Origin of the sequence: Parabacteroides faecis, from assembly GCF_014647375.1 — a bacterium.
In the GTDB taxonomy this organism is placed as follows: Bacteria; Bacteroidota; Bacteroidia; order Bacteroidales; family Tannerellaceae; genus Parabacteroides; species Parabacteroides faecis.
The window spans coordinates 17,222-37,283 of sequence record NZ_BMPB01000018.1 but is presented as its reverse complement, the minus strand read 5'-3'; the positions used below and the strand labels follow the sequence as shown (position 1 = coordinate 37,283).

Annotated in this window: 16 protein-coding genes and 1 tRNA gene; 5 read left to right on the top strand and 12 right to left on the bottom strand. The window is 43.6% G+C overall.

Features of this window, described 5'->3' with window-relative positions; translation table 11 throughout:
* The first annotated feature begins 2 nt into the window (after window positions 1-2).
* Genes trpC through trpA form a run of 3 tightly spaced genes read left to right on the top strand, consistent with a single transcriptional unit; the run spans window position 3 to window position 2,278 of the window.
* On the top strand, window positions 3-815 hold the full coding sequence (gene trpC, locus IEY67_RS23070; protein WP_122353059.1) for an indole-3-glycerol phosphate synthase TrpC: 813 nt from the start codon (window positions 3-5) through the stop codon (window positions 813-815).
* On the top strand, window positions 809-1,489 hold the full coding sequence (locus tag IEY67_RS23065) for a phosphoribosylanthranilate isomerase (RefSeq protein ID WP_183670655.1): 681 nt from the start codon (window positions 809-811) through the stop codon (window positions 1,487-1,489). Before trpC ends, IEY67_RS23065 begins: the two co-directional genes overlap by 7 nt.
* A 15-nt stretch (window positions 1,490-1,504) precedes the next feature.
* Window positions 1,505-2,278 carry a tryptophan synthase subunit alpha gene (gene trpA, locus IEY67_RS23060; protein WP_183670657.1) on the top strand — a complete coding sequence of 258 codons (774 nt, stop codon included), beginning with the start codon at window positions 1,505-1,507 and terminating at the stop codon, window positions 2,276-2,278.
* A gap of 80 nt (window positions 2,279-2,358) precedes the next feature.
* Here trpA and IEY67_RS23055 read toward each other — a convergent pair whose 3' ends face one another.
* The 9 genes from IEY67_RS23055 to IEY67_RS23020 form a co-directional block, all read right to left on the bottom strand.
* Entirely contained in the window at window positions 2,359-3,789 is a 1,431-nt protein-coding gene (locus IEY67_RS23055; RefSeq protein WP_183670659.1) for a TolB family protein, read from the bottom strand.
* Window positions 3,786-5,552, bottom strand: coding sequence for a DUF6057 family protein (locus IEY67_RS23050; protein WP_183670661.1), 1,767 nt, complete (start codon window positions 5,550-5,552; stop codon window positions 3,786-3,788). Before IEY67_RS23050 ends, IEY67_RS23055 begins: the two co-directional genes overlap by 4 nt.
* 53 nt (window positions 5,553-5,605) lie before the next feature.
* On the bottom strand, window positions 5,606-6,526 hold the full coding sequence (locus IEY67_RS23045; RefSeq protein ID WP_183670663.1) for a BT_3987 domain-containing protein: 921 nt from the start codon (window positions 6,524-6,526) through the stop codon (window positions 5,606-5,608).
* A 21-nt stretch (window positions 6,527-6,547) separates the two neighbouring features.
* Window positions 6,548-8,518, bottom strand: coding sequence for a RagB/SusD family nutrient uptake outer membrane protein (locus IEY67_RS23040; protein WP_183670665.1), 1,971 nt, complete (start codon window positions 8,516-8,518; stop codon window positions 6,548-6,550).
* Between the two features lie 18 nt (window positions 8,519-8,536).
* Window positions 8,537-11,650: a SusC/RagA family TonB-linked outer membrane protein gene (locus tag IEY67_RS23035; protein WP_183670667.1), complete on the bottom strand. Its 3,114-nt coding sequence runs from the start codon at window positions 11,648-11,650 to the stop codon at window positions 8,537-8,539.
* A 29-nt stretch (window positions 11,651-11,679) separates the two neighbouring features.
* On the bottom strand, window positions 11,680-13,002 hold the full coding sequence (locus IEY67_RS23030) for an IPT/TIG domain-containing protein (protein ID WP_183670669.1): 1,323 nt from the start codon (window positions 13,000-13,002) through the stop codon (window positions 11,680-11,682).
* A 154-nt stretch (window positions 13,003-13,156) separates the two neighbouring features.
* Window positions 13,157-13,285 (bottom strand): hypothetical protein, encoded by a 129-nt coding sequence (locus tag IEY67_RS25360; protein ID WP_262893042.1) that lies wholly within the window; start codon window positions 13,283-13,285, stop codon window positions 13,157-13,159.
* 515 nt (window positions 13,286-13,800) lie between these two features.
* Window positions 13,801-13,887: transfer RNA gene (locus IEY67_RS23025), tRNA-Ser, on the bottom strand.
* A gap of 233 nt (window positions 13,888-14,120) precedes the next feature.
* Complete coding sequence (locus IEY67_RS23020; RefSeq protein WP_007652517.1) at window positions 14,121-14,672, bottom strand: NADH peroxidase; 552 nt, start codon at window positions 14,670-14,672, stop codon at window positions 14,121-14,123.
* Window positions 14,673-14,859: 187 nt separating this feature from the next.
* On the opposite strand from IEY67_RS23020, the gene IEY67_RS23015 reads away from it, so the two are divergent.
* Together IEY67_RS23015 and IEY67_RS23010 are read left to right on the top strand one after the other, a co-directional pair.
* Window positions 14,860-15,918, top strand: coding sequence for a class I fructose-bisphosphate aldolase (locus IEY67_RS23015; protein ID WP_122353054.1), 1,059 nt, complete (start codon window positions 14,860-14,862; stop codon window positions 15,916-15,918).
* Window positions 15,919-16,020: 102 nt separating this feature from the next.
* Window positions 16,021-16,962, top strand: coding sequence for a DMT family transporter (locus tag IEY67_RS23010; RefSeq protein WP_183670671.1), 942 nt, complete (start codon window positions 16,021-16,023; stop codon window positions 16,960-16,962).
* An 11-nt stretch (window positions 16,963-16,973) separates the two neighbouring features.
* Here the strand turns inward: IEY67_RS23010 and IEY67_RS23005 are convergent, their stop codons facing one another.
* From IEY67_RS23005 to fabG, 3 genes are all read right to left on the bottom strand, one after another.
* Window positions 16,974-18,512, bottom strand: coding sequence for a family 43 glycosylhydrolase (locus IEY67_RS23005; RefSeq protein WP_183670673.1), 1,539 nt, complete (start codon window positions 18,510-18,512; stop codon window positions 16,974-16,976).
* 118 nt (window positions 18,513-18,630) lie between these two features.
* On the bottom strand, window positions 18,631-19,305 hold the full coding sequence (locus IEY67_RS23000) for an RluA family pseudouridine synthase (RefSeq protein WP_183670675.1): 675 nt from the start codon (window positions 19,303-19,305) through the stop codon (window positions 18,631-18,633).
* 1 nt (window position 19,306) lies between these two features.
* On the bottom strand, window positions 19,307-20,053 hold the full coding sequence (gene fabG, locus IEY67_RS22995; RefSeq protein ID WP_122353044.1) for a 3-oxoacyl-[acyl-carrier-protein] reductase: 747 nt from the start codon (window positions 20,051-20,053) through the stop codon (window positions 19,307-19,309).
* Between the last annotated feature and the right edge of the window lie 9 nt (window positions 20,054-20,062).

Sequence of the window (20,062 nt, the reverse complement as noted above, 5' to 3'; positions counted from 1 at the left end):
CTATGAAAGATATATTACAAGATATCATAGCCAACAAACGTATTGAAGTAGACCGCCAGAAACAAGCCGTCCGTCTTCAAACTCTGCTGGCATTGGGCGGTGAGCGTCTGGAACGTACCACCTACTCGATGCGTGCGTCACTGGCGGCTTCCTCATCCGGTATCATCGCCGAGTTCAAACGCAAAAGTCCGTCAAAGGGGTGGTTACATCCTGATGCAGCCGTTGCAGAGGTAATCCCTGCCTATAAGGAAGCCGGGGCATCGGCCTGTTCTATCCTCACCGACCCGCAGTTCTTCGGCGGTTCGCTGGGCGACCTGTGCGCGGCACGTAAACTGGTCGATATCCCACTGTTGCGGAAAGATTTTATCATCGATGAATACCAGCTTTATCAAGCCCGCGTCATGGGGGCCGATGCTGTTCTGCTGATCGCCGCCTGCCTCACACCGGACCAATGTCTGGAGCTGGCAGAACTGGCACACACACTGCAACTGGAGACCCTGCTGGAAATCCACAGCGAAGCAGAGTTGGATTATCTGAATCCGCATATCGACATGCTGGGGGTGAATAACCGTAACCTCGGAACCTTCCACACGGATGTAGCGAACTCTTTCCGCCTGGCAGAGAAAATGCAGGAGATAGTCAAAGAAAAGGACCTTGCTCCTCTTCTGGTCTCAGAAAGTGGTATTTCATCTACAGAGACAGTCTCTCAATTACGTGAAGCCGGTTTCCGAGGCTTCCTGATCGGCGAAACATTTATGAAAACCGAGCAACCGGGCGAAACCCTGGCTGCCTTTATCGGAGGTCTGCCATGCTGATCAAAGTCTGTGGCATGAGGGATCCGGAAAATATCCGGCAGGTGGCAATGACAGGGATCGATTGGATGGGATTCATCTTTTACGCTCGCTCCGCTCGCTCAATTGACAGTAGACAGTGGACAGTGGACAGTTTAAAGAAAACTGACAGCCCCTCCAACTGTCATCTGTCAACTATCATCTGTCAACTGCCTACTGTCAACCGTCAACTTAAAAGAGTCGGTGTCTTCGTCAATGCGACTCCCGAATACATGATGGAAACAGCCAATCTGTATAAACTCGACTATTTACAGTTGCATGGTAATGAATCACCTGACACATGTTACGCACTGCAAAAGCGGGGTTATGCAATCATCAAAGCATTCTCTATCGCTTCGGCCGATGACCTGACTTCCACGACCGAATATGAAGGACGTGCCGACTATTTCCTGTTCGATACCAAATGCAACAGTTATGGTGGTTCCGGTAAACAATTCGACTGGTCGATACTCGCTTCCTACAAAGGAAACACACCGTTCCTGCTCAGCGGTGGCATCGCTCCTGACAGTGTAGATGCCGTCAGGAATTTCCGGCATCCCCAACTGGCAGGCATCGACCTGAACAGTGGGTTTGAGACCGAACCGGGCATGAAGGATGCAGAAAAGATAAAAACGTTTATAGATAAGATAAAGAAATAATAAAAAGATAAGGATATGAATCGTATTACAAACTTATTCGAAACAAAAAAGAACGGCATCCTGTCCGTTTATTTTACAGCCGGTTATCCGCAGTTGAACGATACGGTAACCATTCTGAAAGAGTTGGAAGCAAAAGGCATTAATATGGTTGAAGTGGGTATCCCCTTCTCCGACCCGATGGCTGATGGTCCTGTGATCCAGGAAGCTGCAACCCAGGCTTTGTGCAACGGCATGTCACTCCACCGCCTGTTCGACCAGTTGAAGGATATACGGAAAGAAGTTCAAATGCCACTGGTATTGATGGGATACCTCAATCCTATTATGCAATTCGGCTTCGAGGCGTTCTGTAAGAAGTGTGTGGAAGTTGGTATAGACGGTGTGATCATCCCCGACCTCCCATTCGCCGATTATATGTCCGACTACAAAGAAACAGCCGATCACTACGACCTGAAACTGATCATGCTGATCACTCCGGAAACTTCCGAAGACCGTATCTGCCTGATCGACGAACATACTTCCGGCTTTATTTATATGGTATCGAGTGCCGCCACTACCGGAGCACAACAGAGTTTCGACGATCAGAAGCAAGCATACTTCCGCCGTATCAACGCAATGAACCTGCAGAACCCCCGTTTAGTTGGTTTCGGCATCTCCAACAAAGCAACTTTCGATGCAGCATCCTCCAACTCTTCCGGTGCCATCATCGGCAGTAAGTTTATTCAATTGCTGAAAAGTGAAAAGACTATTCCCGACGCGGTAGATAAATTGCTGGAAGCATTAAAGAAATGATAAGACAGTCACCAAACATGAAACCGACAGAAATCGCTTTATAAACGATAATCTGTCGGTTTTTATCTTCTACGGTTATTTTAATCTCTACCTTCCACAACCTTTTCAATCCTTGTTCTACAGTTTTTAATTTTTCCCGTCATGAACTCCGGAATATTATATGACCGATCCTGGAAAAGATAATAAGAACTGCTTTTCTGAGGTAATAAAAAAGGCTTTCCGGCAATACCATTCGTATCGATATGAGCAATATAAGGACGGGTATATAATCCATCTCCTCTACGGCTACTAAAAATAATCCATCTGCCGTTAGAAGACCAGGAGTGATAACTTTCGGCTTCCGAGGAGTTCACAATTTCAATATCGACAGGATGTTTTTTTTCCAAATCATACATTTTTAAATCGGCCTCTCTGTGCCAAATGGAAAAGTTTCCATACTTATGCCAGGTATAGAGTAAAAAACGACCATCCGGAGACAATCGGGGAAAAGAAATACTATAATCATCCTCTGATGCTTTTATAACAGTATCTACTCGTTGCCCAAATATCAAATTATCCATATCGACTTCAATCGAACAAAGATCGTATTTAAGCCTTAAAAGAGAATCCGGCAATTGCATCGAACGAGCCGAACAAAAATAAAGAGTCTTCCCATCCGGAGAAAAAGACGGAAATGTTTCAAAAGATTCTTCAGACATCAAAGAAGGAGTAGTAATCAATGTATTGTTTCTAATATCCACTATCACAATATCAGAATATGCATCCCAAACTTCAATACGATTCGCATCTGCCGAATGAATACTTTGCACAGTTTTATTAACCGAAAAAGCAATATAATTACCCGATGGGTGCCAGGACGGATACACTAAAGCCGGTATTTTCTCACTGTAACAAGTATTTAATTTTTGTACAGTTCCCCCTTTGACCAATATCGTACCACTGGGTTTCGGACGTTGATGGAAAATAAACTCTTCCGGATTTCCCTTATTAGCCGTATGGCAATTCACACAAAAATGACTCATCGTGTTGTTTTCGTAAACTGGTGATTCTTCAAAGGAAGACAGGCTACGTTGATAAATACCCATGCAATTCCACACTTCATAGCCGGGCGCTATCAACCGATAAGTTATATACGGATCAATTTCATCAGCAGATATATGGAGCAAAAAAGAATAAAAAGGCTCCCATTTCGCTCTTTCTTTAACTAAAATATCGACCTGTACCTTTTCTTCGGAACGCAAAAGTTTTTTCCATTTACGGGTAGGAACAACCACCTCTTTACCCTTTACGGTAACTGAATAATCTTTTGTATGAAATATCGTCTTCACCTCCTTTTTCTCCGTACCGACCCGGAATGAAAGCGAAGCAATATTCCGAGGAATAGTTACCCCGGAATAATCCGGATAAATAAATGAGTTTGAAAGATATACAGGCATACAGGCCGGTGCATAATCGCATGCATATACAACCATTAACAAAATAACGGATAGTAACAGGCTTAATTTATTCATTGTTTATTTACATAATGGAAGTAAAACCAATAACTATCGGCATGGTACAAAGAAAGCCTGTATTTCCGTTCCTTCAGGTCTTTCGCACTCCGATAGATCAAATTGTACATCTCAAAATCGTTCTTGACAGAATCCGGTATCCGGTAACGATCCAACACTTCAGGTATATCAATAGAACATACCATCAGGGCTTCATAATATACATCGGGTATATCTTCATATTCCGAACTTGCATAATAATAGTTAAACCATTCGAGGAATCCTGCCAGATCTTTCTCCAATAAATAAAAGCATAATACAAAATTCCTTAATTGCCGGTCATCTTTATTTCTGCTTGCCAGCATCCGAAACTCATTCGAGAGAACAAAATGATTCTTTTGCCACAAAAATTGCCGTTTTCCTGCATATTGAGGATCCTCTTCTACAGCGTCCGGGACCGACAAATAACGACACTGACGGTCAGCCCAATCTTTATAAAAACTCGTCTGCTGTAAGTAATAGATATATTTCGCTGCCACACGATATTCTTTTTGAAGAAGATTTGTACGTACAAGCATTTTCATTGTTTCCGGAAATCCCCTTGATGTAGAACACACATTTCCTTCAAAAGCATATTTCTGAGCAAAAGCTATATTACCGTAGTAATAACAAACTTTCTGTAAAACAAAAGCTGTATACACAGTTCTATCCCAGGGAGCAAACAAACCTTTTCCACCTTTTTGGTTGTATGCAAACAAAGAATCAGTCAATATACCTTTTTTTGCAAGAGCCAGATTCTGATAATTCAAACACCTAAAATCTTCCGGGGGATATTTTTTGCAGTAATCGAGTATTTCATCCCATTTTTCGTTAACAGCATAATGATTCAGTCGTTTATACGGGAGAGATCCTCCATCGTCATACTTCGGCAGAACAAATATAAAAATCACCATTAACATAGACATTTGTATGATCCTTATATGATAAATATTTCCAATCTTCCCTACCAACTTATTAAACAACGGCATTAAAAGTACGGCAACCGGCAATAGTACCCATGATACATATTTTGTCCAACCGAGAATAATCTGGAAAGAACAAATCCCATCCGGAAGCATATAGATCCGGCATACTCCATTCCCTCCCCAATAATAAACGGAACAGACTATTACTCCGGTACATATAGGCCATATTAAACTCCTCCCTTTATTAAAACCATGTTCCTTCAATTCCAGACAACCAGCCGTAATCAAAAACAATGTTTGAAAAGGCGCCGCAATCCAGAATAAAGCGCATCCCAACCCTATTCCCCATAGGAGTCGAACAGAAAATAAACGGTTTTGTATCTGTCTATAAACATAAAGACAAGCTATACAAAACAAATAACCTACCATCCCCCGCAAAAAGAAAGCAATATCCAAAATATTCAACAACAAAAAGAACACGATAATGCCTTCAAATAAGAAATAAATATCCTGCTCCCTTTTCTCCTTCAGTAAACAATGAAGAAGCCATCCTATCAACAACAGAATAACCGCAATACTGACACATCCGACAAAATCAATGTGAAAGAACTGAACACAATATTCACTTATATATTCTATAAATCCTCCCGGTCTGGACAATAATTCTGCAGCATATTCTTTTCCTTCTAAAAATAATTGATATTGTTCAAGGAAGAACAGATGAAAAACATATCGATATTGTAACAAACCGACAATAAAACATCCTTCCGTAATGATTAAGATCAACCCGAATGGTACATGTATATCTAATTTCTTCATTACTTCGTATAAAAGAATTACCCAGACAGTTACCAGCTGCCTGGGTAAAGCATTTACTCTAATTCTTCTTTCTTAAAACGCAACATGTTTTCACGAACAGTCTTCCATTCACCCCATTCCTCATCCGGTGTCGTACGTACCCGGTAACGATAGGCGTAATAAAAACGACTCTCTCCAGCTACATCCCTACGGTATTGGTTGTTGTATTCTTCATCATCAAACATTTCCAATTCCATATAATCCGGATCATAGGCAGATAAAACCAATGAATTATCCGCCTTTATTTTAATGACCATACAGCGGGTAGCGATAGAAGCAATAGTCGCTTCGAATGTTTCAGTACCAACCGTCGTGCGAATTTCATCTTTAGAAAGAGGTAACACGGTCTTATCGAGAACATACGGCATCGATTCATCGAATGTTACACTTGCTGAATATCTCGTTGCCTCCTCCTGATCCGCAAAACGATTTTTGATGTATATACGATACATGACATGATCGTTCTCAACACTTATACTGTCAAGCGAAGAACTCTTGATCTTCAGCGGAACATAATAGGTGGAATCAGGTGATAACCCTTCCGGTTTGACATTGATCGTTAGAAATCCCCGAGGAGGATTGTCAGCCGGATCGATTGTCGTGATCATCGAAGGTATTTCGATATGTGGGTTTGTCAGATCCATATAAACATTCGGTGTGGTCGCACCTTCCTTTTTCCGGTATTCCTCCACCGTTTCCGCATCATATTCGAACTCAACGGTAACCAGCTCTGTCACAGGTTCCGTGCCAGAAACCGCAACAACGACGCGCCCTGTCGAAACGAGGCTATCCAATGAATGCACTTCATAAAATTCATCGTTTTCAGCCAACACATATACAATCTTCTCATATAATTCTTTCTCAAAAATTTCGTAACCTTCACAGGATGTCAGCAAGAGACATAAGAAGGCAGCTGCTATCTTTATTAATTTCATACCTTTTCGTTTTATAAGTTATTATCTTGTCCAACCCGGATTCTGGTCCAACAGAGGCATTTTCCTCAACTCATTTTTCCAGATAGGAAGTAGAACCAGTTTTGGTGCAGTGATACGTGTCCTTACATTCACGTGGCGAGGCTGAACCCGACGGAAATAAGCGTCGCCTGCACCTTCGATGTTCATACCCATTATCGGTTCCGCATCCACTTTATCATAAATACCCCAACGCCGTACATCATAATAACGACGGTTTTCCAGGAAGAATTCGACCATCCGCTCCCGCTGTATCAATTTATTGATTGCATCTTTCGACAAACCTTGTGGAATGCCTGGTAGTCCGGCACGATAACGAACCTGGTTAAAACACCGGGCGATTTCATTGTAATCACGTGTATAGCTACCTGACTGTCCAAGGGTATCGGTCACCGTATAAGATCCTTCGATGTTATTAAGTGCTTCCGCATAAGAAAGCAGAATCTCTGCATAACGAATAATCGGAAAATACTTTTGTGTCTGGGTTGCGCCATTTCCCGTATAGGCATCATCATCATGGGTATATTTTACTGACAGATAGCCGGTCAGCGGAAAATCGGTAGGCGACGGTAATGCTTGTAATTTACCACAATTTCCATCCAGAGCGAAATTAGCTACAAAATTTCTCTTTCCATTATCTGTCGTAGAATTACATATCCATAGGCGGTTCTGAAAACCAATGCTTGCATAAAAACGCATTTCTCTATTATTATACATTTCCGATGTACCCGCCAATAACTGATAACCGGAGAATGCTTTACCGGCTCCTATCTTCGCCTGTTCATCGACCCCGGCAGCCGTATATTCTGTGCCATCAGCCATATAATAAGCATCCACGACCTTCTGAGTGATACCCAGTCCACCCCATCCGCTAAGCGTTCCTACCGGAAAGCTATGACGGACATAATTCCTGACACTCGCAGAAGTCATCGCCCAGATAAATTCTGGATTTTTATAGCCGATAGCTTCACCCGAAAACATGTCTTTATAGGATTTATACGGATCGATATCCCCGGCGCCATCCGGAAAATTAGCATTCGAAACGTTAGACGGTAACTCGGGTGTCAACTCGTCGCGTGGCACTGTATGAAGTGTATATCCTTTATCAATCAATCGTTTGGCTGCATGGGCAGCAACAGCCCATCGTTTATTGTCTTCAGTTTGCGAAACATAGTCCACCCCGTCTGTCTGTCGTTTCCAACCCGAAAAATAACGTCGTGCAGCTTCTCCTCCGTTATATGCTTCGCTGGCATGTAGCAGGCGCAAACGTGCCACCAAGGCATAAGCGGCATCGCGGTGAGGGCGTCCGAACTGGTTAACGGCCAAACTACCCCGATCCGGCAGATACCTCGCTGCTCTTTCAAATTCAGTACATACATATTCGACCGATTCGTCAAATGTAGACCGTGCCCGGTCGTAATATCCCATTTCCTCATTCATCGCAAGCACATCGTCGTCGAGAATCAGCAACGGCCCGTAATCCACCAGTATCTGATAATAGGCATATGCCCGCATGAAGTAGGCATACCCCAACATTTCCGATTTCTTCTGTGTCGACAAGTCAGGAACCTGCCCGATGTTCGCCAGGATCACATTGACTTTACGGACCACCCTGTACATATTGATCCATGTATCAAAAAAACGAGTCTGGTTATCTGCGGTAATCAGTCCACGGGCATATTTAGTACCCAGAAACTCATCTGTATCCCAGGTCGGTATACATTCATCGGTAGCTCCGACACCGGGAGTGCGACAATTACCGAAAACTGCTCCCTCATCATCAAAATAGGTAGGGATTGTCCATAAGTAACGTTCCACATTGACCTCACTGGCGAAAATAGAATCATAGCTAAACGTATCCAGGAAATAATCGTCGACGTTCAGATAATTACAGGAACTGAAACATCCCCATACGGCAACTATAATGGTCAGTAATACATGCTTTATATATTTCATATTCGAATCTCCTCTTTTTTAAAAGTTTACATAGATTTGAGCGGCATACCGTGCCGGAATAGGATACGATTGTCCGTTTCTTTCGGTCTGTTCAGGATCGAATATATTTACCTTTTGTTTATCCCATACGAACAGGTTATATCCGATTAACTGAAAATCCATTGAACTTACCCCCAACGACTTGAGAAACCGTCCCGATTTCAAACGATAGGTCAGGCTGACCTCTTCCAGGCGCAGATAGCGGGCGTTGTCCATCCAAAAAGTGGATAACTTTGTATTGTTCTCATTTCTTCCGTAACTCAGGCGAGGAAACATGGCATTGGGATTTTCGGTAGAAGGATCGCCTGAATAAGAAGCGGGAGTCCAACGATTAGCCTGATCATTCACGATGCTCAGAACATTCCCCGTTTTCCCTTCATTAAAAGGAACCCATCCCTGATCGTTCAACCTGCCGTTGCCATCAGCCACTCCCGTCCGGAAAATATCGACACGTCCCGTCCCTTTGAAGAGTACATTGAGACTCCAATTCTTATAACCGAACTCGCCACCGAAACCGTACATAAACCGCGGATAGTTAGAAAAAGAAAGAGGCACCTTATCATCGTCATTGATCACACCATTACCGTCCACATCTTTGTATTTAATATCTCCAGGACGCACTTCACCGAACTGCTTAGGACTATACTTCACATCGGCCTCATCTTTGAACAATCCCAAAGAGATAAAACCGCGCGTTACATTATGAGGCCATCCTTTTCGGAACAAATAATCGTAAGGAAGATTCGTTTCCTCCCATTCTTTCACCTTATTATTGGAGTAGGTATAATTGCCACGGAGCGTAAAATAGAAATCTTTTCCTACAGATTGAGTAAAGGAGATATTGCCATCGGAACCATAGCTCTTCATCTTTCCAACGTTACCATAAGGAAATCCGACCGGAATACCGACATAATCGGGGATATTAGTGCGTTGTTGGAAAATACCGTTACGTTTATCCTGAAAGATATCGACAACGAAAGAAACCTTTTCATTGAAAAGTCTCCCCTCAATACCCAGGTCAGCCTTAGTGGCACGCTCCCACTCCAGATTGTCGGCTCCCATTACACTTTCTGAAACACCGATCATATTGGCTCCCCATCCGGTACCAGCCAATGGATTCATCTGTGTCAGATACGGGAAGCGTTTATCCGAAATACGGTCATTCCCCACACTACCGTAAGAGGCTCGTATCTTGAGGAAGTCCAGCCAAGGAAGTGCTTTCTTTACGAATTTGTACTGTGAGGGTGCCCAACCGACAGAGACGGAAGGGAAGAAACCGAACTGCCTGCCCGGCTCGAAGTTTTCGGAACCAGTATATCCGAAATTACCATCCAGGAAATAGGTATCCTTCAACCCATAAGTAATTCGTGCAGAAATCCCCTGATAACGGCGCGGGATGGCTTTCAGGGATTCTTCCATTTTATATCCTGTATCAGTTTCATCACTCATATAATAATAAAGCAATCCTGTGAAACGATGGTCATTGGCTACCAGCCGTTCATAATTGACCATAGTCTCAAAATGTAATTTCCTGTAGAAATATTTTTCTTCTCCATACACGACAGGCTGTGCTTCGATAGTTTTGACTAACACCAGATCACCATTCACATCACGTTCGCTCGCATTGTACATTTCGGGCCATAACCGGCGATATTCCTCCTTGTTCGCAGTCGTATTCAATGCCCCTTGCACACAGACTTTCAAGCCGGGAGTAATCATCGACAAATCCTGGTTCAATGCCAGGGTCACCATATTCTTATACTCTTCCTTTTTTCCGAACCCGGTATGGTTCAACACGATATAAGGAGAATACATATTTTTGTCATATGACGGGAAAATACCTCCGGAATACATTGTCGGGATTGTCAACGGGGTAAGAGAAGATTGTGCATACCAGATATAATCAGTATTCGCACCTCCCGGATAGCCTGTAGAAGAGATGAAGCCGTCTACACCCAAATATAAATCGGTTGTTTTGGTCACACTGATATCCAGATTCGAACGATAACCATAGGTTTGATAAGCCACATTACTCTTGTATTTTGAACTCGGATCCTGCTTATAAGCCGATCCTTCATTCGAAGCATTCAAACTGATAAAATACTTGGCTACATTACCTCCCCCCTGCGCGCTGACATAATAAGTCTGCTGCAAGGATGTCTTATTCAATATCTCGTCCTGCCAGTTTACATCCGGATAGAGGTCTGGATCCAACCCGTACTGGATCAGGTTCAAGGCTGTTTCATCGTACAACGGAGTCATTCCCGAAACCACGCGTGCTTCGTTAGCCAGCTTCGCATAATCATAAGCTCCCAGGTATTCGGGCAGATGCTTCAATTGAGAAACGGTAAAGTTGACACGTGCCGTAACACGTAAACGGTCGCTCTTTCCGCGCTTGGTAGTCACCAGCACAACCCCATTAGCTCCACGCACACCATATACTGCTGTAGCAGAAGCATCCTTCAGGATGGAGAAACTCTCCACATCCGCCGGATCGATATCGCTCAAACGGCCTTCCAGTCCGTCAATCAGTACCAAGGCACTGCTGTTGGCACCAAATGTACCGATACCGCGTACCCAAAACTCGGAGATATTCTTCCCTGGCTCGCCACTACTTTGCATGGAAATCACACCGGCAACACGGCCTCCCAGCATATTGTTGAGGGATGTGGCAGGCGTCTGGAGCTGGTTCACATCCACAGCCGTGATAGCACCCGAAACACTGATTTTTCGTTGTTTACCCATACCGACAACTACAGCTTCCTCCAGTTGCACGGAAGAGGTCTGCATCTTCACGACCAGATTCCCTTCACTTTTCATGACAATATGTTCGTAATTGTCGTAACCCAGATATTTAAACACAATCACATCGCCTTTTTTTGCCTTTATATTAAAACGTCCGTCTGTATCGGTAGAAGTACCGACACCCGGTTCGTCACGCAGGTATACGTTTACCCCGATCATCGGTTCATCATCCAAGGAGGTATCCAGTACAATACCCGAAAGAGTCAGCGTCTTACCACCTGACTGAGCATGCAACGACATGCCCACACACAACATTATCAGCTGTATTATTATAAATTGTTTCTTCATAATCAATGCATAAAAAATAAATACTTCATTTATTCGATCGAAAGTTTGCGGATACAATTATTATCGCGATCGGCTACGTAAACCGTGCCTTCGCTGTCTACCGCAACTCCGGAGGGCCACTTGAACAGGGCCTCGGAAGGATCTCCGTCTTTATAACCGGCATCTTCGTTAGGCAGGCCGACAACCGTGGTGACAATCCCATCGGGAGAAATTCTCCGGATGCATCGGTTTCCAGCGTCCGCTACATACAGATTGCCGTCTGCATCAAAAGTGATCTGTTGCAATTCTTTGAAACGTGCATCCTTTATGTCGCCGTCCTGATAACCGTAGATACCATTCGAATACTGTTTATATTCTTTCGTCTGCACATTGAAGATTCCGATTTTCTTACTGTTGTACAATGAGATATACAATAGTTCCGGCTTTGACGGATGGAATGCCAGGAAGGAATCATTACCAGTTTCGATATCTTTAGACACCAGCCAGGCTTTTTTAGTTTTTGGATCGAACTTTATAATTTCGCCTGCATGCGACCGGGTATACATCATGCCGTCTATCTGGCAAGAAGCGACTCCATGTTTCCATTCACATGTAAAATTATCCGAATCATCAGCCTTTAACATTTCAAACTTCTTAGCTTCCCACAAGCGTTCCGGATCGAATTCATAAAAGGTAAATTTAGAGTCCATCGGCACAATCACGACTTTGCCGTCAGAGTCAACGTCCGGGGCATTCGGCGATCCGCCAATCATGCCTCCTTCCCCTATCAAGGTCGTAACTTCTCCCTTTTCCATATTAATGCGCCGTATCGCTTGGTTACTCCATTCGCATACAAAAATATTATCCTGTGCATCAATGGTTAAAAAACGCGGATCTTTGAATGCTGCAGAAATCAGCAACCCGTTGGCTACGGAATCACGATCGGGATGACCGCTGATAGTGGTCACACGAGTAGTTGTAAAATACCTGAAACGATCATCCAGGGAAACTGAATCTTTCCCTATTACCACTGAAATCACACAAGTATCTCCCGGCAGACGTGGAGTTATGGCATACAACATATCCCCACGGGTAGAAACTACGGCTGCCTGTTTTTTATTGAAATAAACTTTAACAGCTTTCGGATCGTTACCCAGATTTTCACCTCTGATAATCATTTCCGTGGTCATTCCTCCCGAGTCGGGAGTAAAAGATGTGATTTTCACAGGAAGACTCGGATCGTATGGCTTATCCCATTTGTTTCCGCCATTACCATCATCCGAACAAGCAAAAATAAGGCCCAACACACCCCCTATAACACAGGGGAAACACAACCTTTGCAATAAGGCAAGGATTTTCATCCGTTTTTTCATGTTTGAAAGATTTAAATTATTAACTATGATACATTGGAAAATTAGAATTCAGATAATAAGGTTAACCAGGAACAGACTCCACCTCTTCCCTAGTACAGACTCCGGTGCGGAGTCAATACTAAGGAATGTCCGGAGTCTTCTTGGTCTAAAAAAGTTATTCGATTTCAGGTCTGTCACCACCTCCGTTACCGATACGACCTGCGAGATCAAGGAGCAGTATTTTACCATTAAAGTCCTCTGTAACACAGTTTGGGATAATCCAACCTTTTAATTTGTTTTGCATAAGTATTAATTTATTAGATGAGAACTTTCATTCTCCAGGTTAATTATGTGCTTTTTTATAATGACTAGAAAAAAGGATCGTTTTTTCTAGTCATTTTTATAGATCATCAGGTGTGTTAATTTATTTAACACACCTGCTTATATAATCTTATTACTTAATGGATAAGTGAGTTTTTATAAATAGAAAAAAATTATCATATTTGTTTTGAAATGCAAATTTTTTAGTTACTTTTACGGCGAGAAAAAACGATCCTTTTTTTTAGTCATTTATATCTATCATAAATATCTATATATAAACACATTACAAACAAAAATATATTATTTACTAATAATAACGACTCGCCTCCTAACTGCCATACAACAATTCCGATATCCTATAAATATCAGAGCCGGACAAGCTTTAGAGGATAATTTATTTTAACTGTTAATAAAAAAAAGCTCCAGTTTATAATAAACTGGAGCTTTTTTATTCTAAATTCTATTCTCACAATATTGCCATCATTTGGCTAAGACAAGCGGAAAGCGAGGGATTCGAACCCCCGGTACAGTTACCCGTACACCGCATTTCGAGTGCGGCCCATTCGACCACTCTGGCAGCTTTCCCGGTCGTTTGCGTGACAAATGTATGAAAAATTTCATACCGTTATCCTCCGGAAGCTCTTTTTTTCAATAAGAATACTACTGTGCTGACTGGTGCAACACTATAATACTATGAATACTAGCCTTATAGTGTCAAGGGGCATAACACTACTGACCTAAAAAGACAGATACTATAATGCAAAAAGGGAGTAGCCTCCCGGTACTCCCCTCCTATCGTGTTAACGAATTATACGTTATTATTTGAAATAACGATTATATAAACCTTCGAAGCCTTTACCATGGCGAGCTTCGTCCTTACACATTTCATGTACAGTATCGTGGATAGCATCCAGGTTCTGCTGTTTAGCTAACGTTGCAATACGTTTTTTGTCTTCGCATGCACCAGCTTCAGCTTCCATACGTTTTTTCAGGTTCGTTTTTGTATCCCAAACAACGTCACCCAGCAATTCTGCGAACTTAGCTGCATGTTCTGCTTCTTCCCATGCGTAACGCTTGAATGCTTCTGCTACTTCCGGATAACCTTCACGATCAGCCTGACGACTCATAGCCAGATACATACCAACCTCAGTACATTCACCCATAAAGTGAGCGTTCAGCCCTTCAAGGATAACAGGGTCAACACCTTTAGCTACGCCTAATACATGTTCGTCAACAAACTGCAAAGCACCTGTTGTTTCTACCAGTTCTTTGAACTTGCTTTTCGGTTGTTTACATTGCGGACAGAATTCAGGAGCTTCATCACCTTCATGAACATAACCACATACTGTGCAGATCCATTTCTTTTTCATCTTTGTAAAATTTTATTGGTTGTAAAACTATTAGTATATATAATCATTGTTATTTGCTGCGACAAAATTAACCAAACAAATCTAAAAGGCAAATGATCGCCGATAGATATATTCTATCTGTTAATTGATAAAAACTATGGAACTTATTTCAAACGGGAAGTGTTAGATTATAAAACTTACATATATTATGGATACATCAAAGATTAAAAGCCTGTTAGGCGACAAAGCGGAGTATTTACTTGGTCATACCTGCAAAACGATTGACAAATCGCTGATACATATTCCATCTCCTTCAACAGTGGATGATATCTGGATCAATACCGACAGAAATATTCAGACATTAAATAATTTACAGAGGATGTTGGGAAGCGGACGCCTGGCCAATACCGGCTATTTGTCCATTCTTCCGGTAGATCAGGATATAGAACATACGGCAGGTGCTTCATTTGCCCCCAACCCCATCTACTTCGACCCGGAAAATATCGTGAAGCTGGCTATCGAAGGTGGTTGCAATGCAGTAGCTTCCACATTCGGAAACTTAGGAGTAGTGGCACGTAAATATGCACACAAAATCCCGTTCCTCGTAAAGCTCAATCATAACGAATTGCTTACCTATCCGAACAGTTACAATCAGGTGATGTTCGGCACGGTCAAGGAGGCCTGGAATATGGGTGCCGCCGCCGTTGGTGCTACGATCTATTTCGGTTCTGCCGAAAGCCGTGACCAATTGGTTGAAATTGCAGATGCATTCGAATATGCCCATGAGTTGGGTATGGCAACTGTCCTCTGGTGCTATTTAAGAAACAATGATTTCAAGAAAGAGGGTGTCGATTATCATGCGGCAGCCGACCTTACCGGACAGGCAAACCATCTGGGCGTTACCATCAAAGCCGATATCGTAAAACAGAAACTGCCGACAAACAACGGAGGTTTTACTGCCATCAACTTCGGCAAAGTGGATAAAAAGATGTACACCGAACTGGCAACCGAACATCCGATCGACCTTTGCCGCTACCAGGTTGCAAACGGTTATATGGGACGTGTCGGACTGATCAACTCCGGCGGCGAATCACACGGAGCTTCCGACCTAAAGGATGCCGTTACTACAGCCGTCATCAATAAACGTGCCGGCGGTATGGGCCTGATCAGCGGACGTAAGGCATTCCAACGCTCCATGAAAGATGGCGTCGAACTGCTACACACCATTCAGGACGTATATCTGGACCCGGAAATTACAATCGCATAAGTAATAACGATTAAATAGAACACCCGGAAAACTCACCATTGATAATGGAATGTTTTTCGGGTGTTTTTTTATTACCTTTGCCCATGTTTTAATGAAGGCAAAATGAAATCAGCAGCTTATAAAGGACACCTGGCCATGCTGGGAGCCAATATTTTGTGGGGATTGATGTCACCGGTATCAAAAGCCGTATTATCAGCAGGTCCTATCAGTGCATTATCGCTTACTACCTTTCGCATGGTAGGGGCGGCAATCGTATTCTGGCTCGCTTCCCTCTTTACGAAAAAGGAACATGTCAATCATCAGGACCTGATGAAGCTATTCTTTGCAGCGCTACTGGGGATCGTACTGAACCAGGGGTCATTCATCTTCGGAGTCTCCCTGACTTCACCGATCAATGCCTCTATCGTCACGACCACAACACCCATCATCACAATGATCATTGCAGCCTTCTACCTGAAAGAACCTGTGACAGGGAAAAAGGTTATCGGTATATTTATAGGAGCTGCCGGAGCGTTATTGCTTATCCTAAGCAGCCAGGGCACCGGTACCGGCGGAGGGAAAAGCAGTAATATATGGGGAGACCTGCTCTGCCTGCTCGCACAGTTCAGTTTCTCATTCTACTTCGTGCTATTCAAAGGATTGATCGGCAAATATTCTCCGATCACATTGATGAAATGGATGTTCACATATGCAACTATCTGTACGATACCGTTCTCCTACAACCACATTGCAGGCATCGACTTCCTGCATCTTCCTACTGAATTATATATGGGTATCATCTATGTCGTACTGGGAGGAACATTCCTGCCCTACTTATTTATCCCTATCGGACAAAACCTGTTGCGCCCGACAGTAGCCTGCATGTATAACTATGTACAACCGATCGTGGCATCCCTGATAGCCGTACTTTGGGGAATGGATACGTTCGGGGTAATGAAAGGTATCGCCGTTGCTCTGGTATTTTCCGGCGTATATATCGTGACACAGAGCAAATCGAGAGCACAACTGGAAGGTTATCAGGCCGCACAGGGCAAGCCTGAATAACCATACCTTATTTATTCGTTCAGCAACCGGCAATAACCATAAATTGCCGGTTTATTTATATCTCCCTGCTGATATAATCCCGGACGGGAAATACGGTCCCAACGGACAAGAGACCTTACAGCCTCCGGCGAAAGCGAGTACTCCAATTCTTTCCATTTCCTGCCGTCTTCACTATAGGAGAACGAACAATGGACACCGTCTTTCACACTCATCCGGAGATACAAAGAAGAGGCAGGTTGTTTCATATCCGCCAGAACCATCTCCTTTCCGTCATTCACAGCTTTCAACTTCAGACGGTCCGCTTCACAGCCAAGTGTAAGCATGTTCTTGTCATCTCCATACATAACAACCCCTTTCCAACTCTCATTCCGGTTTACAACAGCCGTCTCCAACGTATAATCGGCTGTCACCGGACGAAGGCAAAGTGCATTCCCCGTACCTACACCCTGTTTAGGAGAACCGCTCAAAAACAAATTTCCCGCTTTCAGTTCCGCTTTCACATCTGCATACGGATAATTCCAACTCCATTCGGGACGAAGAGCGGTCGCAGTAAAATCATCGGCAAAATCAAAAACCGGTTTTTGTACACAATCGGTAAACGGCATCGGTTGTACCATGCTGGCATATTCACCCGTAACAAAGTAAGGCCAGTTGTCGCCCCCCATCCTCATTTCCTGCAGATGCGGCTGACGTCCCTGATAAAAATTATTCCCATTGCTGTATGCATGGCAAAGATAAAACATACGCCCGTCAGGAGTTGTCGTCAGCGTACCATGTCCGATAGACAGGATATCTTTTCCTCCATGCAGAATGGGATTACCTTCATACTTCTCATACGGGCCAGCCAGCTTTTTGGAACGTGCCACCGCTACCGCATAATCACTATCCGGACCGCAACATCCGTTCACGGAATATATAATGTAATAATACCCGTTCATTTTAAACCAGTGCTGTCCTTCCATACCCCGTCTTTCGTCATCCCGGAGCAAACAGAAAGGTTCCCCATCCAAACGCAGACCGTCGTCGGTCAGTTTACAGGCGAGCAACTCAATCGGACGCTGGTCCAGCCCGTATGCCTTCCAACTGATATAAAGCTGCCCGTTATCTTCCAGGATAAAAGCGTCGATCGCTTCCTTGCCGAACTCGACAACCGGACCGAAATCTTTGAACTCTCCCGTCGGAGAATCGGCTACAGCCACCCCGATACACGATATATTATCAGACTCTTTACGGGCTGTATAATAAACATACACTTTCCCTTTGTGGTAATACCACTCCGGAGCCCAGAAAGAAGATTTGGTCCAGTCCGGCTTCCGGTCGAATACATGTCCCTCCGGTTTCCAGTTGACCAGATCGGAAGAAGAGAATACCGGATAATAAGGAGCCCATTCCGAGGAAGTTCCGGTTGCATAATAAGTCTCCCCGATCCGCATGACAGATGGGTCTGCCAGATCTCCGTGAATAACAGGGTTGGAAAAATAAGTCTGCTGCTGTGCCAGCCCGAAAGTAGCGGATGCCGAGCACAATAGTATTGTCAATAGCTTTTTCATGGTCTATTCATTAATTAATAACACATAACGGAAAACAAAGATAAAAAAAGAAGCCGTATTCAAATGAGTAAATTCATATTGAATACGGCTTTTTTTTATTTTATCTCTTTTTATTCCGCTATAACCTCTCGGATATACTTTTCCATAAATTATCGTCAGGCACGGGAGCTATGATCTGTATGTTTTGTTTAGATACCGGATGGATAAATTCGGCACTACGGGAATGCAAGCTGATACCACCGTCTTTATTCGAACGGTCCGCCCCATATTTAAGATCCCCTTTGATCGGACATCCCATTTTAGCCAGCTGGCAACGTATCTGGTGATGGCGTCCTGTTTTCAGGTCTATCTCCAGCAGGAAATAATTATCCGAACGGGCAATCACCTTATAATGCAAAATCGCTTTCTTGGAATCCGGACGTTCGGTATCGTAAGCGTAACTCTTGTTCTGTTTCTCGTTACGGACCAGCCAGTCTACCAACTCGCCTTCTTCCGCAGGAGGACAGTTTTTTACGATTGCCCAGTACGTCTTTTTCACCTCTCCCAGCCGGAACATTTCATTCAGACGGGGCAATGCCTTACTTGTCTTGGCAAACAGAACGACCCCGCTAACGGGACGGTCCAACCGGTGAGTTACACCGATATAAACGTTTCCCGGTTTACAATACTTCTCTTTCAGCCATGCCTTGAGCATTTCCGAAAGAGGAGTATCACCGGTTTTATCTCCTTGTACAATCTCACGGCACGTTTTATTTACCGCGATGATATGATTGTCTTCGTAGATAACTTCCATATTACATATTCATGCCGCCATCTACCTGGATCACCTGGCCCGATACATAAGCAGACAGGTCAGAAGCAAGGAATGTAGCCACATTTGCCACATCTTCGGTAGTACCGCCACGACGCAAAGGAATCTTCTTGTTCCATTCTTCTCTCACTTCTTCCGGCAGTTTTGCTGTCATATCCGTAATGATGAAGCCCGGAGCGATCGCATTCGCACGGATACCGCGTGAACCCAGTTCCTGAGCGACCGATTTAGCCAGACCGATCATACCGGCCTTTGAGGCAGAATAGTTGCTCTGGCCTGCGTTACCATGAACACCGACAACAGAAGACATATTGATAATGTTACCTGCACGTTGTTTCATCATGATCGGAGTACAGGCATGGATGAAGTTGAAAGCAGATTTCAGGTTCACATTCAGAACAGCATCCCACTGGCCTTCGCTCATACGCATCATCAGACCGTCTTTCGTGATACCGGCGTTGTTTACCAGAATATCGATACGACCGAAGTCTTTCGCGATCTCTGCCACTACATTATGAGTATCTTCAAAATTGGCTGCGTTAGAAGCATAACCTTTTGCCTTTACACCTAAAGCTTCGATTTCTTTCTGTGTTGCTTCACCGTTTTCATCGATAACCAGGTCTGTAAATGCAATATTAGCACCTTCAGAGGCAAACTTCAAAGCGATGGCTTTACCGATTCCGCGTGCAGCACCGGTTACAATAGCTACTTTTCCTTCTAATAATTTCATACTATTTCT

Excerpts from the sequence above, each read along its gene's own strand:
- trpC (WP_122353059.1), top strand. The coding sequence starts at position 3 with ATGAAAGATATATTACAAGATATCATAGCCAACAAACGTATTGAAGTA.
- IEY67_RS23065 (WP_183670655.1), top strand. The coding sequence starts at position 809 with ATGCTGATCAAAGTCTGTGGCATGAGGGATCCGGAAAATATCCGGCAG.
- trpA (WP_183670657.1), top strand. The coding sequence starts at position 1,505 with ATGAATCGTATTACAAACTTATTCGAAACAAAAAAGAACGGCATCCTG.
- IEY67_RS23055 (WP_183670659.1), bottom strand. The coding sequence starts at position 3,789 with ATGAATAAATTAAGCCTGTTACTATCCGTTATTTTGTTAATGGTTGTA.
- IEY67_RS23050 (WP_183670661.1), bottom strand. The coding sequence starts at position 5,552 with ATGAAGAAATTAGATATACATGTACCATTCGGGTTGATCTTAATCATT.
- IEY67_RS23045 (WP_183670663.1), bottom strand. The coding sequence starts at position 6,526 with ATGAAATTAATAAAGATAGCAGCTGCCTTCTTATGTCTCTTGCTGACA.
- IEY67_RS23040 (WP_183670665.1), bottom strand. The coding sequence starts at position 8,518 with ATGAAATATATAAAGCATGTATTACTGACCATTATAGTTGCCGTATGG.
- IEY67_RS23035 (WP_183670667.1), bottom strand. The coding sequence starts at position 11,650 with ATGAAGAAACAATTTATAATAATACAGCTGATAATGTTGTGTGTGGGC.
- IEY67_RS23030 (WP_183670669.1), bottom strand. The coding sequence starts at position 13,002 with ATGAAAAAACGGATGAAAATCCTTGCCTTATTGCAAAGGTTGTGTTTC.
- IEY67_RS25360 (WP_262893042.1), bottom strand. The coding sequence starts at position 13,285 with ATGCAAAACAAATTAAAAGGTTGGATTATCCCAAACTGTGTTACAGAG.
- IEY67_RS23020 (WP_007652517.1), bottom strand. The coding sequence starts at position 14,672 with ATGAAAAAGAAATGGATCTGCACAGTATGTGGTTATGTTCATGAAGGT.
- IEY67_RS23015 (WP_122353054.1), top strand. The coding sequence starts at position 14,860 with ATGGATACATCAAAGATTAAAAGCCTGTTAGGCGACAAAGCGGAGTAT.
- IEY67_RS23010 (WP_183670671.1), top strand. The coding sequence starts at position 16,021 with ATGAAATCAGCAGCTTATAAAGGACACCTGGCCATGCTGGGAGCCAAT.
- IEY67_RS23005 (WP_183670673.1), bottom strand. The coding sequence starts at position 18,512 with ATGAAAAAGCTATTGACAATACTATTGTGCTCGGCATCCGCTACTTTC.
- IEY67_RS23000 (WP_183670675.1), bottom strand. The coding sequence starts at position 19,305 with ATGGAAGTTATCTACGAAGACAATCATATCATCGCGGTAAATAAAACG.
- fabG (WP_122353044.1), bottom strand. The coding sequence starts at position 20,053 with ATGAAATTATTAGAAGGAAAAGTAGCTATTGTAACCGGTGCTGCACGC.